Genomic DNA, 14,265 nt, shown 5'->3' with positions numbered 1-14,265 from the left:
CTAGATTGAAAAAAGGGACATGAATCCCTGCTTTACGATTTTGGAGGATTTATCCGAGAAAATCTAGGGGGGATGAGCGCAGTGAATGCGAGCAAAGAAATCTCCACGAGATTTCTAGATTGAAGGAAAACTATCACTCTGTTTCATACAGGGATTGCATAATCAATGATTAAGTAAACGGCCCGAATGTACGGGCCGTTTTGCTGTTTGGGTTTATGTATGAAAAAATATGAAAAACATATTACGATACAATCAACTGATGAGGTAACCCTATCAGCTATCCTTACTCTTCCTGAGAAGAAAACTGATACAGTCGTTATTATGGCTCATGGCATTACGGCGAATAAAGAAGAAGGGGGAACATACTCATACTTGTCGCGATTATGTGCGAGTGAAGAGCATGCAAGCCTACGTTTTGATTTTAGGGGACATGGTCAGAGTTCAGGCGCGTTTAGTGACGTTACTATAAAGGGTGAAAAGAGCGACCTTAGTGCGGTTATTGCCTATCTCAAAAAACAGGGTTACAAAAAATGCGCTGTTGTAGCTACCAGCTTTGGTGCAGGTATAGCACTTCTTAGTTTAAAAAAATATCGTACATACATAAAAAGTATGACTTTGCTTTGTCCGGTACTTGATTATCGGAGGACGTTTCTTGAACCGGAAACTAAATGGGCTAGAAAATGGTTTCATTCCGAAGCGCTAGCGGGCGCGAAAAAACGCGGTTCAGTACAGCTTGGTGAATATGAAGTGAGTTACGAAATGATCAAAGAGCTTAGAAAACACAAGCACAAACCAGCTGAAACACTTCTTTGTGTTGGCGTGCCGTGCCTTATCATTCATGGTGATAAAGACAGTATGGTGCCGCACAGTGTGAGCGAACACTATGGTAGGAAACATACAAAGGGAAAATTTATATCGATAAAGAATGCAGACCATGGATTAAGTAAACATAAGAAAGATTTTTGTCCTAAAATAATTGAGTGGATTAATGCTCATTTTGATTGAGCATGCACGTGTGTTTTGATATTCTTATCTTGTAGATATTCATAATAATATATTTTTGAGGAATTTTTATGGAAATAGAAATATGTTCAGGGGCAATTATCTCGATTCCTTACAATCATCATAAGATCGATGCACATTTCTATAACTGTGCTACCGATAAAGAACATTACCAACAACCTGTTGTTTTGCGCCTTCACGGAACACTCGGTAATTTGCTTGATGAAAGCGAACATTATCTTCCACATATTTTAGCAAATCATGGATATTCATCTTTGACGATGAATACGCTTCTGGCAAATCTTGGCATGTTTTTTGGTTTTGGTATCTTTGAGAATACTATGGTGCAGATCGATGCTGCATGCGAGTATCTTAAAAAGATTGGATATAAAAAGATTGTCGTTGCCGGCCACGGTCTTGGTGCGTGCATGGCTATACGTTACGCGTCGACGCGGCAGGATAATAAGGCTATTGTGGGTGTCATAGGTATTGGAACTCCATACTCTCTTCCTGATACAGTGAAGCACAGATGGGAAGAAAATCAGAGCAATCCGTCATATGCTGATATATATGAAAAAGCGAAAAAAGTGTGTTTTATTGAAACCGGAAAAGAACCTCTTCATGATAAGATATTTCTCGTTCAAAGAGCTAATGGTCCGACACTATTGCCGAAGGATACAGAAGTGTATACATATAAAACATGGTGGTCAATGGTGGGTCCTGAAGCCGAAGGGACTGAAGTGTATAAACATATCGGTAAGGTGACAGTGCCTACGCTACTTGTGCGCGGATTAAAAGATACAATTGTGTGTCGGCACGAAAACGAAGATCTAATTACTGTAGCTAAGGATTCCGGGCATAAGGATATTACCAGGATTTGCTTTGATGCCGATCATATGTTTAACGGTAAACACCACGAGCTTGGTGAGGCTGTTGTGAAATGGATAAATGAAAAATATAAGTAATGAAGAGGGATATTGTGCAGGATATTGGATCAAAAGAAGAAATGAGTTTGATACGGTTTAAGGCAAGGGATCGCTTTTCGGTAAGCTCTCTTCTCGTAACAAGGAAATATGAAAAACTAAGAGACATATTGGCTGTTCCTATTGTTATTCAAATACCGGGTCTTTTAGGGCATTTTCTTGCTCGGGGAACACCGCGCCTGTTGCCGCATGAGCTCGCTGCTCGCGGAGTGAGTTCGCTTACCATTAATACACGGCTTGCCTATGCAGGACAGATCGTAGGCACAGGCATATTTGATGATACCATTCATGATATTGATGTGGCGGTTGAGTTTCTTACAATATCAGGATTTGAAAATATTTATATTCTTGGATATAGTTTGGGTGCGAGCATGCTTGTTCACTGGGCATCGAAAAGAGAGAACAAAAACGTTAAAGGGCTTATTCTTGAGGGAAGCCATTATTCGATACCTGATTCATGGAAAAAAGATTTTGATAAATGGGGAAGCTCTCCGACGTATGACGAAGTGTATCAAAGAGCGAAAGAAATCTTAGGTCCGGATCCGTACAATAGCCCCAATGATGAGACATTCATAGTGTATCAGTCACGAGGCCCGACACGTGAGCCTATAAACAGCGAAATATTTACGTATAAGACATGGTGGCACATGGCAGGTCCTGAGGCGTATAACGCAATGGCCTACAAAAATATGCATAAAGTGCCGTATCCCGTTCTTATGGTACGAGGCGATGGCGATTTTCTGGTTGAGGATTGGGAACCTGATAAACTGGCCAGTATTGCGCATGAGGCAGGGAACAAGCATGTTCATGTGAGACACATTGAAAACGCCCGACACGATTGTATGGAAAACACTCCAGAGTTTCTCAAAGAAATTCACCAGCTGTTTTCTCATTTTACAATAGAATAATACATATAATGAAAAAATCGAATGCCCACATCTATGGGTTTACTAAACGATATATAGGTCCTCACGTTTGGAATGAGGTAACATGCAATAATAACAATAAATCCCCGGCACAATTTTTAAAAAAACTTCTGCAGTATGTGAAGAAAAACCACCTGCCGGAACACTTGAGTGATCTAGCTCGTTTCGAATATTGTATATCTGTTGTTAAGGCAGATACCAAAAGAATCCATCTAGACGCGCACGGCTACGAAATAAATCCAACATTAGAAATTGTACACTCGGCATGGAAACTTTTGTCATTCGTAAAGAAGAGACCACACAAAAATATACAGCCGAGAAAAGGCGATGAATGGATCTTAGTATGGAAGACGAGTGATGGCCGCTTGCATACCAAAGCTGCATCGCAAGATGAGTTGCTGGCACTTAAAATGGTACTTGATAAAATAGATCCCGAAGTTGTTGCTCGTACAGGAAATGTTTCGCTTGCCGTTATTGATCAGATGTTTTATCGCGCAGTAACGAAAGGACTCTTAATTTCTGCCAGATCAAAATTGATTCGTGATATGAGCTTATTTAGTCACGAGTTAGAAATCTCAGATGAAAAGTGTATTGCGGACACCTTTACGTTGCAATGGCATGTCACCAATCTCTGCGATTTGCATTGTAAACATTGTTATGATCGCACAAAAAGATCTCCGTTAACTCTGAAGCAGGGGGTAAAGATACTTGATGATATGAGTTCTTTTTGCAGGAATAAGCACGTAGATGGACATATCTGTTTTTCTGGTGGCAATCCCTTTTTATCTCGTCATTTTTATGATCTGTACAAGAAAGCCGAACAAAGAGATTTTTCTGTATCAGTACTGGGCAATCCTGTCTCGTCAAAAGAGCTCGAAAAGATATTAAAGATCCAGAGACCGACATATTATCAGACAAGCTTAGAAGGCATGCAAAGTCATAATGATACTGTACGAGGTATTGATAATTTTAAACGGGTGATCAGATTTTTACGGGTACTCCGCAAAAAAAATGTATCTTCAGCGATTATGTTGACTCTGACAGAAGATAATATTGATCAGGTGTTGCCGCTTGCAGAATTTTTGAGAGGAAAAACAGATTATTTTACCTTTAATCGCCTGTCACCTGTGGGTGAAGGTTCCCAGCTTAAGCTACCATCTCTCCAGCAGTATAAACAATTTTTAAAAGACTATATCAAGGCATCGGAAAAAAATCCGATAATCGGTTTTAAGGATAATCTGATTAACATTGAACTATATAAAAATGGTGATGCAGTATCTGATGGTTGTACGGGGTACGGGTGTGGAGCAGCATTTAATTTCCTTACGGTATTACCTGACGGTGAGGTGCACGCGTGCAGAAAATTCCCTTCACCGGTAGGCAATATTCTGAAACGGAGGTTGAGTCTTATTTATGATTCAAAACGTGCCCGGAAATATCGCAGGGGATCTTCGGCATGTGATGGATGTGCTCTGAGACATGTATGCGGCGGGTGCCTTGCAATAACGAGCGGATATGGCGGTAACATTTTTAGGGAACGAGATCCTTATTGTTACATCTAAACTATTAAGGAGAGTTACATTAGAACGGTTGTATCAAGTATACTGGTAGTGTGGGTATTATTTGCTTCAGCCTTTAGTGCAGAAGATGGGAAGAAAAATGGATCTGTGGTTAGTGATCGTAACGCACATATGCGTTTCAGTGTGCCTGAGTCAAAAGAAACATGTAGGTATCTCGGCTTAAATATATACACATATGGCATCTCTGGGACCCATTTCTATTGAAATATGAGAAATAATGCAAATAATGTAATTTTATTGAAAATTCATTTGACATACACTCTAATTTTGGTATTTTATTAAATACATTGTGAAAAATGGTACGAATGAAACCCGTAAAGAGAGAAAGAAATTATGGAAAAATATGTAATTCTTAAGAAGGCTCATTTTGATGATTTTATCGCAAAGCTTGCGAAAGATCAGAAGGTAGTAGCTCCAGTAGCAAAAGGGTATGATAATTTTGCGTTTGAAGATGTTCAGACCGGTAAAGAGGTTTCAATAGACTATATACCGACAATTTTACCGCCAAAGAAATATTTCATGCCGCAGACAGAAAAGTTGCTTGAGTACAATAAGAGAGAGCAAAGCTTCAACCCTGTCGTAGAATACGAAAAAATTACAATATTTGGTGTTCATACATGCGATTTGGCAGGCATACAGTGTCTCAACATGGTTTTCACCGCAAAACCGGTTGATGCGAACTATGTTGCACGTAAAGATAAGATCGCGATTATCGGTTTAGAATGTAATAAGTATTGTGATGAGCACGCAACATGCGGCGTTATGGACAATCATCTACCAAATGGCGGATATGATCTCTTTTTTACTGAATTTTCAGACAGGTTTCTTGTTCATGTCAATACGATGCTTGGTGAAAAGATGGTTGAAGATACCGCGGTTTTTACTGATGCGGACGCATCTGATATGAAAGAGCTTGAAGAATTGCGCAGCAAGAAACGAAGCATATTCAAAAATGAAGTAACGACAAGCCATAAGGGTCTGTTTCCGCTTTTTGAGAAGGCATACGATAGCAAGGTATGGGAAGAGCTGGGAAAAAAATGTGTTTCATGCGGTAACTGTACAAACGTGTGTCCTACCTGTTACTGTTTTGATGTACGGTTTGAGACGAATCTTGATCTGAATACCGGTGTGCAGACCAGAAATTGGGATTCATGCCAGAATGAAGATTTTGCAAAGATTGCTGGTGGCGAGAGTTTTCGTGAACCACGTGGAGCGCGGCAGCGGCACCGGTATATGAGAAAGTTCAATTATCCGGTAAAACGCTACAGTCGTTATTTTTGTACCGGATGTGGTAGATGTACAAGGGCCTGTATGGCGCAGATAAACTTAAAAGATACTATTAATGCATTGGCAGAGGAAAACAAATGAAACAGCAAACACTTGTTGATTCCCCGTATAATGTAATGACGGGAAAGATTTTAAACGCGAAACAGATGACAAAGCTCGAGAAGTATTTTGAGATTATACTACCTAACGGTAAAGACCTCAGTCATGAACCCGGGCAGTTTGTCATGGTATCGATTCCGGGAATTGGCGAAGCGCCAATTTCTATTTCATCATCTCCGACAAAAAAAGGTTCATTTGAGCTTGTTGTACGTGAAGCAGGAACACTGACCGCGTCGCTTCATAAGCTGAATGCCGGTGATGTTGTCGGTATCAGAGGACCTTTCGGCACAGGTTTTCCTGTGCAGATACTTGAGGGAAATGATCTTCTTTTTGTTGCTGGTGGGTTGGGTATCGTTCCCCTAAGGTCACTTATTAATTATGTGATATTTAATAGAAGAGATTTCGGTAAGATCAATATTCTACTTGGCTGTAAGACTCCGGAAGATATGCTCTTTGGCGATGAAGTAGCCGAGTGGGAAAAGAGGCTTGACGTTAACTTTAACTGTACCGTAGATAGAAGTGATCCTGATTGGAAGGGAAATGTCGGCCTTATTACAAATCTTATTCCGGGGGTTACCCTTGATTCTGATCGTACATTTGGTGTTGTATGCGGTCCTCCGATTATGTATAAATTTGTTATCGCAGAACTATTGAAAAAGAATATACCGGAAAGGCAGATAATCGTATCGCTTGAACGGCACATGAAGTGTGGTGTAGGCAAATGCGGTCATTGTCAGATCGATAATTTGTATTGTTGTCAGGATGGACCGGTATTTACCTATGAAGATGTAAAAGGAAAACACGAGGCATTATAATGAATAAAGTAAAAGTTGCATTTTTTGATTTTACCTGTTGTGAAGGATGCCAGTTACAAGTGGCAAATATGGGTGAGGCGCTTCTTGATGTGCTTGATCTTATTGAAGTTGTGAACTTCCGTGAAGTCATGTCAGAGCGTTCAGACGATTATGATGTTGCGATTGTTGAAGGAAGCATAACAACACCGCATGGTGTTGAACGTATTAAGAAGATTCGCGCACAAGCTAAAGTAGTGATCGCATACGGTTCATGTGCGGCAATCGGCGGTATTAACGGAATGAAGAATAATTTTGACTTAAATGATATACGTGAGTACGTATATCAAAAAGACGCAAAATATTTTGATACCATACCGACACATGCTGTGCATCAGGTTGTTCCTGTTGATTATACGGTACCGGGATGTCCGGTTTATTTGCCGGAGTTTGTTGAAGTACTAAAAGCAGCTTTAGCAGGTATTCCCTATAAAGTATCTGATAATGCGGTATGCGTAGAATGTAAACTAAATGAGAATGTATGTATGTATGAACGGGGCGTAACTTGTTTAGGCCCGATAACACGTGCAGGATGTAATTCATGGTGCATTAATAACGGTAATATCTGTTACGGATGCCGTGGAATGGTATCAAATCCTGCTGAAAATGGCGCGAAAGATATTCTTGAGAAATATAATATCCCGATGGATTGGATCGAGAACAAGATGAATATGTATAATAAGCCGAGAGAATTAGAGGAGACAGAAACACATGGGTAAAAATGTTAAAGTAAATGTTGAATACCTTACTCGTGTTGAAGGACATGGGAATATAGTGGTAAATGTAAATGACGGTAAACTTGAAGAATGCCGACTTGATATTGTTGAATCACCGCGTTTCTTTGAGGGTATGTTAAGAGGAAGATCGATTTTTGAAGCGCAGCATATCACGAGCCGTATATGCGGTATTTGCGCATGCGGACATACGCTTGCTTCTATTCAAGCGGCTGAAGATGCGATAGGTTTTACACCGTCTGCACAAACACAGAGATTACGTGAATTTTTGCTGCACATGGAAAATCTTGATAGCCACATCTTGCATATCTATCTCTTGGTTGCACCCGATTTGTTAGGAGTAAAGAGTTTTGTGCCGCTTATTGATACTCATAATGATGTTGTAAGGCGCGCACTGAGAATGAAAAAAGTATGTAACAATGTATGTGACGTTCTTGTTGGCCGTCACGTTCATCCGATATCAGCTATTGTCGGTGGTTTCACTAAGCTTCCGAAAGAAAAAGATCTTGATACAATGCTTGATATGTTAAAACAGCTTCAGGCGGACATGGTTCCAACCATAGAGCTTGCACAAACGTTACAGTTTCCGCAGTTTGAAAGAGATACCGAATATGTCGCATTGGTGAACGATACAGACGGATATCCGATGCTAGAAGGTGATATCGGTTCTACTGACGGGCTCAGATTAAACAAAAAGGATTATAAAAAAGTAACAAACGAATTCATCGTGCCGCATTCATCGGCAAAGCATGCAAAGGCAAGCCGTGATTCATATATGGTCGGAGCGCTTGCTCGCGTAAATATGAACTATAATAAATTACATCCAAAGGCAAAGGCGATTGCAGACGCGCTTGGTATGAACAAAAAAGTGACCAACCCTTTCTTGAATACAGCCGCGCAGCTCATTGAGTGTGTGCACTCTCTTGAAGACAGTATTGTCATACTTGAAGAGTTCAAGGCAAAAGGAGTAAATCAGGATGAAGTGGTGATTGTCGGCCTTAATGAAAAAGGAACAATTCCGGTAAAAGCGGGTAATGGAGTTGGGGCGGTAGAAGTTCCACGCGGTATTCTTTTCCATGAGTATGAGGTTGATGATAAAGGTAAAATAATAAATGCAAACTGCATTATTCCGACAGGCCAGAACTGTAATAATATAGAGCATGACATGAAAAAGCTGGTACCGGAAATCCTTGATAAGAGTGATGAAGAGATAACATTACACATGGAAATGTTGGTGCGGGCATATGATCCGTGTATTTCATGTTCAGCGCATTTTCTCGATGTCAAGTTTGTTAACCGATAAGGTCATTGAGGGTTTAATTCCCCAGACAGCTAACGCTGTATATATTACCGCAGGTAATACTTTTAGAAGCGATGATGGGGTCGGCCCATACATCGCTTCTTTTTTATCTAATAATGAACGTATTCGTGTTATTGATGCGGGGCATACTCCCGAAAATATTATTGATGAGGCTGTATCTCTAAGACCGGATTCACTTATATTTATTGATGCGGCAAATTTCGGCGGAGAGCCAGGTGAAGTAAGAGTTATCCCTGAAGAGGCAATTCCTAATGTGACTATGAGCACGCATTCAATACCGCTGAACGTTATTGCAAAGCTTATTGAAAGTGAAACAAAAGCGAAAACAACGTTTATTGGGGTGCAGATTCAGAATATTGCACTTGGTGAAACAATAACTGATCCTGTGAAACGTGCAGGAGATGAAATAGTACGAGTAATAATGGACAGACAGAAGGAGTAAAGATATGCATGAGATGCATCTGGTAAAAGATTTGTTTGCTGACGTGGTAAAACTTGCTTCACAAAATGATGCTAAAAAAGTGACAAAGATATATGTGAGGATGGGTGAGTTTACCGAAATAAATGAGGATATATTACGTTTTTTCTTTTATGAGCATAGTAAAGGGACAATTATTCTTGGTGCTGAACTCATTATAGAGAAAAGTCCAACACGTGAACTGCGTCTCGTATCATTCGACTGCGAATGAATGATAGCGTATAGCGTTTAGCGCTTAGCGTATAGAAAAACAATTAAAACTAAAACTTTAAGCAATAGCGCGAAGAGCGGTGAATTTAAATAAAAATAGTTTAAACTATCCGCTAAACGCTATATATGGAGCAAATATGTGCTACGCAATACCTGGAAAAGTTAAAGAACTGTGCGGCAAGATGGCCATTGTTGATTATTTTGGCGAAGAACGTAAAGCTCATAACGAATTTGACGATTTGAAGATAGGTGATTATATCTATGCTCAAGGTGGGTATGTTATAAAAAAACTTGCCCGGCAGGATGCTGAAGAGATTCTCGCGGTATGGAAAGAGACTTTCTTTGAGCTTCAGGAAGTTGATGTTCGCTTATCAAGAATAGATTTGGAAAAATCAGGGATTGATAAGAAAAGAAGCCAGATACTTGATAGAGCTGCAGAAGGGTTGCCGCCAAAGAAAGAAGATCTTTTATATGTACTCGCCTCTGAATCTTCGTCAGAGAATGAATTGTTTTTCAAAACAGCGAATTTTTTGAGACAGAAATACTTAAAGAATTCATGTTGTGTGCATGGCATCCTTGAGATATCTAATTATTGTTCGTGCCATTGTACCTATTGCGGTATTTCCTTAGAGAATAAGTCTCTTAAGCGTTACAAGATGACACCGGATGAAATAGTTGACGCGGCATATAACGCAATTGAAAATTATGGGTTTAAGGCATTAGTTCTCCAAAGCGGTGAAGATGCGGGTTATACTATTGATGAGCTTGCATATGTCATAAGAACAATCAAAGAAAAAGCTCCGGCACTTATTTTTATCAGTTTTGGAGAAGTAGGAATTGACGGATTGCAAAAACTCTTTAATGCAGGTGCCCGTGGACTTCTTATGCGTTTTGAAACGTCAAATCCTGATCTTTATACAAAAATACATCCGGGCAAAAGTTTGGATACGCGTATAGAGCATATCAAACGGGCATATGAAATGGGATATTTGATCATAACAGGAGGGCTTGTTGGTCTTCCCGGGCAGACCATAGAAGATATTGTGGAAGATATTTATTTCACGAAAGAACTTCATGCCGAGATGTATAGTTATGGCCCATTCATTCCACATCCTGACACATCGCTTAAAGATGAGAAGCCTATAGAAGAAGAAACCATGCTCAAAGTACTTGCGGCTGCACGTCTTGTTGACCCTGAAGAAGCAAAGATTCTTGTAACAACAGCGTTTGAGACATTAAGCGTTGAGGCAAGGAAAAAAGGGTTACTTTCCGGTGCAAATTCGGTCATGCTTAATGTAACACCAATATCACTCAGAAAACAATATGATATCTATCCGAATCGTGCATATAGGGGCGAAGAGATACAGAAGCAGATCGATGAAACAATAGGCTTGCTTGGCTCATTAGGCAGAGCGCCAACTGATTTGAGTGTAACCGAGAAGTAAATAAAATCCTAGAAAAGGGACATTCCTTTATGATTTCTATCCAGAATATCTCTAAAACGTATAGCAGTCGAACACTATTAAAAGATGTTACCTTTTCTGTTCATGACAATGAACGCGTAGGGATTGTCGGTAGAAATGGACATGGGAAGACAACGCTTTTTCGCATACTTGCCGGTCAGGAAACCCACGATACCGGCACTATTAGCATTCCTAAAGATTATTCTATTGGGTACCTATCCCAACATATCGAGTTTACGAAAGATACTGTTCTTGAAGAAGGCTGTCAGGGACTTCCTCAGGAAAACACTGACGATACTTGGAAAGTGGAAAAAATACTTTTAGGGCTTGGCTTTACCGAAAGTGATTTTACCTCTTCTCCTGATTCGTTTTCTGATGGGTATAAGATGAGGCTTAATCTTGCTAAAGTTCTTGTATCAGAACCCCGTTTGCTTCTATTAGATGAACCGACCAATTATCTCGATATTGTTTCTATCAGGTGGCTTGAACGATTTTTAAATGGTTGGCCGCATGAAATAATGATCATTAGCCATGACAGGAGTTTTATGGATCGGGTGGTGACACATATTGTTGGCATACATCGTGCCGAGGCTAAAAAGGTAGCGGGGCGTACTCAGGACTATTATAGCCACATTGCCCAGCATGAAGAAATGCAGGAGAAAAAGAGGCTCAATGATGAGAGAAACCGTAAACATATGATGGAATTCGTTGATAAGTTTCGGGCAAAAGCTCGTCAGGCTGGCATGGCGCAATCACGATTAAAGCGTGTTGAAAAAATGCATGATTCAGGAAAGCTTAAACATATAGAGACATTGTCGTTTTCATTTAACGAAGCGCCATTTCATGCAAAATGCCTTATGGAAATGAAGTCGGCAGCATTTTCGTATGACAACAAGAAACCATATCTTATAAACAATATTAGTTTTTCAGTGCAGAAAAATGACAGGATATGTGTTGTCGGTAAAAATGGCAAAGGTAAAACAACTTTTTTGAGATTATGCGCGGAAAAACTTGGTCTTTGTGAAGGTGAGATAAGAAATCATCCGGCTGTTGAAAAAGGATTTTTTGAACAGGATACAATATCTGATCTTGTGAACGAGCGAACAGTAGAAGAAGAGATAACAGCGTCTCATCCTACGAGAATTAAAAAAGAAGTTATGCAGATATGCGGGGCAATGATGTTTTCCGGTAAAGATGCACAGAAGAAAGTCAGTATGTTGTCAGGAGGGGAAAGGAGCCGTGTTGTTCTTGGAAAACTTTTAGTTAAACCTTCTAATCTTCTTTTGCTTGATGAACCAACCCATCACCTTGATATCCCTTCGATTGATGCACTCATCACGGCAATCAATAAATTTAGTTCAGCGGCAATTATTGTTTCTCACGACGAGTATTTTTTACGCACCGTTGCGACAAAACTCATTGTGTTTAAGAGTGGGAATCTCTTTTTCTTTCCCGGTACCTATGACGAGTTTGTCGGTCAAATCGGATGGGATGAGGAAGGTTCTACCGAAAAGGGAATGTTAAAGAATACGAGCACTAAAACGGAAAATCCGCATGAGAGAAAAAAGAGCAAGCAAAAACGTGCCGCTTTTGTGCAGGAACGTTCTCAGACTCTCAGGCCTTTAGTTGTTAAGATAGAAGAATTAGAAAAAAAGATTTCTTTGCTTGAACACCAATTGTTCCAGGAGCATGAAGACATTATCATTGCCTCTAAAAACGGTGATAGTCAACGTATAGCTGATTTGTCAATATCAATTCATACTGATGGACAAGCCAGAGACATTTTATATAAAGAGCTTGATATGGTAAACGGGCGCTATGAAAAGCTTGAAAAGCGCTATGAAGATTAACCCGTATTTTTCTATTCTAATGTATCCCGCATCGGAGAAAAATTTTACGCACAGGCCATCCAATCCCCCCGCGTCGGTGAAAATGCTTGAATTATTCCCTTTAAAAAAATCTAATAAGAGAGTACACTATTGATACTTTATTTTATGGATATAAAACAAGGAGGAATGAAATGACAGCATTATTACAGGTATACAAATGTGAAGCATGCGGAAATATAGTTGAAGTAATTCATGCGGGTGACGGTGAGCTCGTATGTTGCGGTAAGCCAATGGTGGAATTAAGTGAAAAATCACAGGAGGCGGGGAACGAAAAACATGTTCCCATCGTCGAAAAGACAGATAAGGGGATAAAAGTGAAGGTTGGTTCAGTTCCTCATCCTATGGAAGAAAACCATTATATTGAATGGATTGAGGTTATTGCTGAGGGTGCAGTATATAGAAAGATATTAGCTCCGGGAGATGCGCCTGAGGCAGAGTTTGAAATATGCGCCCAGAATATAACGGCGCGTGAACATTGCACAGTTCATGGACTGTGGAAATCATAGAAAGAAGTTTAATGTTTATAAAAGGGTGTTAGCCCGAAAGGAGATACAATGAAAAAGATGGGAACTATCATTGTGGTATATCTATTTACCGTATGTGTTTTTTCAGTGCATGCCGAGGAGTCTGTTCTTGATAAGGCGGGCGATTCATTAGCAACAATGGGAAAATCAAAGGAAATGAAGGAAAAGGTTCTTGATGAGCGTAAAACTGACCGTGTTTCTTCCGACGCCAAGCACGTTGCTGAGCAGGCCCAGAAGAGATCTCTTGGGGCGCAAAAAGCGGTAAAGAAACAAGCAATAGGCGAGAAAAAGGATGCCTTTGATGCTGCAAAGGAAGAGAAATCACAATCAGATAAAAGAGCCACGCAGGCAGAAGAACAAGCGAATAAGTTAAAGAAAGAAGCAGTAGACGCAAAAAAAGCGACGGATACACTTCAGCAGAACACTGAAAAAGCAGACCTTAAAAAACAAGTAACCGAAGCAAAAAAAGCTGAAGGCCAGGCCGCTCAAAGAGAGCACGACGCGTTGAATCAAGCTGATAAGTATAAAAAAGAAGCTGAAAAAGCGATCAAAAACAAGAAATAGTATACACCTATAAAAGGACATTCTTTACATGAGACGTGCGAGTGGAAACAGCAAAATCCTGTCGTATATAATGGGTGTGTGCATTTTTCTATCTGTTCCTACCACTTTTCTCCAAGCCGAGGATAGTGCCAATGAGAATCTTTCCCCTGATATGACCAGAATACTTGATCGGGGGAAAGTCATTGTTGCTATGTATCAGGAGAATGACCCTCCTTTTTGTATGTATGACAATGCCTTATGCAAAACGCATAAGTCTTTATATTTAAACAATTTATATAAATTGTTTTCTTGCAATTCCCTCCGTTTGTGATATGCTATAAGCATGTCAACCACAAGAACTTACAACAAAAACGG

The 14,265-nt window shown here is 40.0% G+C and carries 14 protein-coding genes; all 14 read left to right on the top strand.

The window, feature by feature from the left end:
• The first annotated feature begins 219 nt into the window (after positions 1-219).
• The 14 genes from P9M13_02820 to P9M13_02755 all read left to right on the top strand — a co-directional run bounded on the left by P9M13_02820 (position 220) and on the right by P9M13_02755 (position 13,911).
• Positions 220-1,005, top strand: a complete 786-nt coding sequence (locus P9M13_02820) for an alpha/beta fold hydrolase (protein MDP8262218.1) — start codon at positions 220-222, stop codon at positions 1,003-1,005.
• 68 nt (positions 1,006-1,073) lie between these two features.
• Complete coding sequence (locus tag P9M13_02815; protein MDP8262217.1) at positions 1,074-1,967, top strand: alpha/beta hydrolase; 894 nt, start codon at positions 1,074-1,076, stop codon at positions 1,965-1,967.
• Positions 1,967-2,893, top strand: coding sequence for an alpha/beta fold hydrolase (locus P9M13_02810; protein ID MDP8262216.1), 927 nt, complete (start codon positions 1,967-1,969; stop codon positions 2,891-2,893). The genes P9M13_02815 and P9M13_02810 overlap by 1 nt, the downstream gene beginning before the upstream one ends.
• Positions 2,894-2,901: 8 nt before the next feature.
• Complete coding sequence (sbtM, locus tag P9M13_02805; GenBank protein ID MDP8262215.1) at positions 2,902-4,473, top strand: thio(seleno)oxazole modification radical SAM maturase SbtM; 1,572 nt, start codon at positions 2,902-2,904, stop codon at positions 4,471-4,473.
• 351 nt (positions 4,474-4,824) lie between these two features.
• Positions 4,825-5,859 (top strand): 4Fe-4S dicluster domain-containing protein, encoded by a 1,035-nt coding sequence (locus P9M13_02800; protein MDP8262214.1) that lies wholly within the window; start codon positions 4,825-4,827, stop codon positions 5,857-5,859.
• The gene (locus P9M13_02795) at positions 5,856-6,692 is read left to right on the top strand and encodes an FAD/NAD(P)-binding protein (GenBank protein MDP8262213.1); all 837 of its coding nucleotides are present in this window, start codon (positions 5,856-5,858) and stop codon (positions 6,690-6,692) included. Before P9M13_02800 ends, P9M13_02795 begins: the two co-directional genes overlap by 4 nt.
• A complete protein-coding gene (locus P9M13_02790; GenBank protein ID MDP8262212.1) occupies positions 6,692-7,447 on the top strand; it encodes a hypothetical protein in 756 nt (251 codons plus the stop codon). Before P9M13_02795 ends, P9M13_02790 begins: the two co-directional genes overlap by 1 nt.
• A complete protein-coding gene (locus P9M13_02785) occupies positions 7,440-8,765 on the top strand; it encodes a Ni/Fe hydrogenase subunit alpha (protein ID MDP8262211.1) in 1,326 nt (441 codons plus the stop codon). Before P9M13_02790 ends, P9M13_02785 begins: the two co-directional genes overlap by 8 nt.
• Positions 8,743-9,225, top strand: coding sequence for a hydrogenase 3 maturation endopeptidase HyCI (locus P9M13_02780; protein ID MDP8262210.1), 483 nt, complete (start codon positions 8,743-8,745; stop codon positions 9,223-9,225). The genes P9M13_02785 and P9M13_02780 overlap by 23 nt, the downstream gene beginning before the upstream one ends.
• 4 nt (positions 9,226-9,229) lie before the next feature.
• Entirely contained in the window at positions 9,230-9,472 is a 243-nt protein-coding gene (locus P9M13_02775; GenBank protein ID MDP8262209.1) for a hydrogenase/urease maturation nickel metallochaperone HypA, read from the top strand.
• Positions 9,473-9,608: 136 nt separating this feature from the next.
• Positions 9,609-10,916, top strand: a complete 1,308-nt coding sequence (locus P9M13_02770) for a radical SAM protein (GenBank protein MDP8262208.1) — start codon at positions 9,609-9,611, stop codon at positions 10,914-10,916.
• Between the two features lie 29 nt (positions 10,917-10,945).
• Entirely contained in the window at positions 10,946-12,784 is a 1,839-nt protein-coding gene (locus P9M13_02765) for an ABC-F family ATP-binding cassette domain-containing protein (GenBank protein MDP8262207.1), read from the top strand.
• Between the two features lie 170 nt (positions 12,785-12,954).
• On the top strand, positions 12,955-13,329 hold the full coding sequence (locus P9M13_02760; GenBank protein MDP8262206.1) for a desulfoferrodoxin: 375 nt from the start codon (positions 12,955-12,957) through the stop codon (positions 13,327-13,329).
• A gap of 48 nt (positions 13,330-13,377) precedes the next feature.
• Entirely contained in the window at positions 13,378-13,911 is a 534-nt protein-coding gene (locus tag P9M13_02755; GenBank protein ID MDP8262205.1) for a hypothetical protein, read from the top strand.
• Positions 13,912-14,265: the final 354 nt, after the last annotated feature.

The organism is Candidatus Ancaeobacter aquaticus (assembly GCA_030765405.1).
Taxonomy (GTDB): Bacteria; Auribacterota; Ancaeobacteria; order Ancaeobacterales; family Ancaeobacteraceae; genus Ancaeobacter; species Ancaeobacter aquaticus.
This window is presented reverse-complemented; position numbering and strand designations above follow the sequence as displayed.

Excerpts from the sequence above, each read along its gene's own strand:
- P9M13_02820 (MDP8262218.1), top strand. The coding sequence starts at position 220 with ATGAAAAAATATGAAAAACATATTACGATACAATCAACTGATGAGGTA.
- P9M13_02815 (MDP8262217.1), top strand. The coding sequence starts at position 1,074 with ATGGAAATAGAAATATGTTCAGGGGCAATTATCTCGATTCCTTACAAT.
- P9M13_02810 (MDP8262216.1), top strand. The coding sequence starts at position 1,967 with ATGAAGAGGGATATTGTGCAGGATATTGGATCAAAAGAAGAAATGAGT.
- sbtM (MDP8262215.1), top strand. The coding sequence starts at position 2,902 with ATGAAAAAATCGAATGCCCACATCTATGGGTTTACTAAACGATATATA.
- P9M13_02800 (MDP8262214.1), top strand. The coding sequence starts at position 4,825 with ATGGAAAAATATGTAATTCTTAAGAAGGCTCATTTTGATGATTTTATC.
- P9M13_02795 (MDP8262213.1), top strand. The coding sequence starts at position 5,856 with ATGAAACAGCAAACACTTGTTGATTCCCCGTATAATGTAATGACGGGA.
- P9M13_02790 (MDP8262212.1), top strand. The coding sequence starts at position 6,692 with ATGAATAAAGTAAAAGTTGCATTTTTTGATTTTACCTGTTGTGAAGGA.
- P9M13_02785 (MDP8262211.1), top strand. The coding sequence starts at position 7,440 with ATGGGTAAAAATGTTAAAGTAAATGTTGAATACCTTACTCGTGTTGAA.
- P9M13_02780 (MDP8262210.1), top strand. The coding sequence starts at position 8,743 with ATGTCAAGTTTGTTAACCGATAAGGTCATTGAGGGTTTAATTCCCCAG.
- P9M13_02775 (MDP8262209.1), top strand. The coding sequence starts at position 9,230 with ATGCATGAGATGCATCTGGTAAAAGATTTGTTTGCTGACGTGGTAAAA.
- P9M13_02770 (MDP8262208.1), top strand. The coding sequence starts at position 9,609 with ATGTGCTACGCAATACCTGGAAAAGTTAAAGAACTGTGCGGCAAGATG.
- P9M13_02765 (MDP8262207.1), top strand. The coding sequence starts at position 10,946 with ATGATTTCTATCCAGAATATCTCTAAAACGTATAGCAGTCGAACACTA.
- P9M13_02760 (MDP8262206.1), top strand. The coding sequence starts at position 12,955 with ATGACAGCATTATTACAGGTATACAAATGTGAAGCATGCGGAAATATA.
- P9M13_02755 (MDP8262205.1), top strand. The coding sequence starts at position 13,378 with ATGAAAAAGATGGGAACTATCATTGTGGTATATCTATTTACCGTATGT.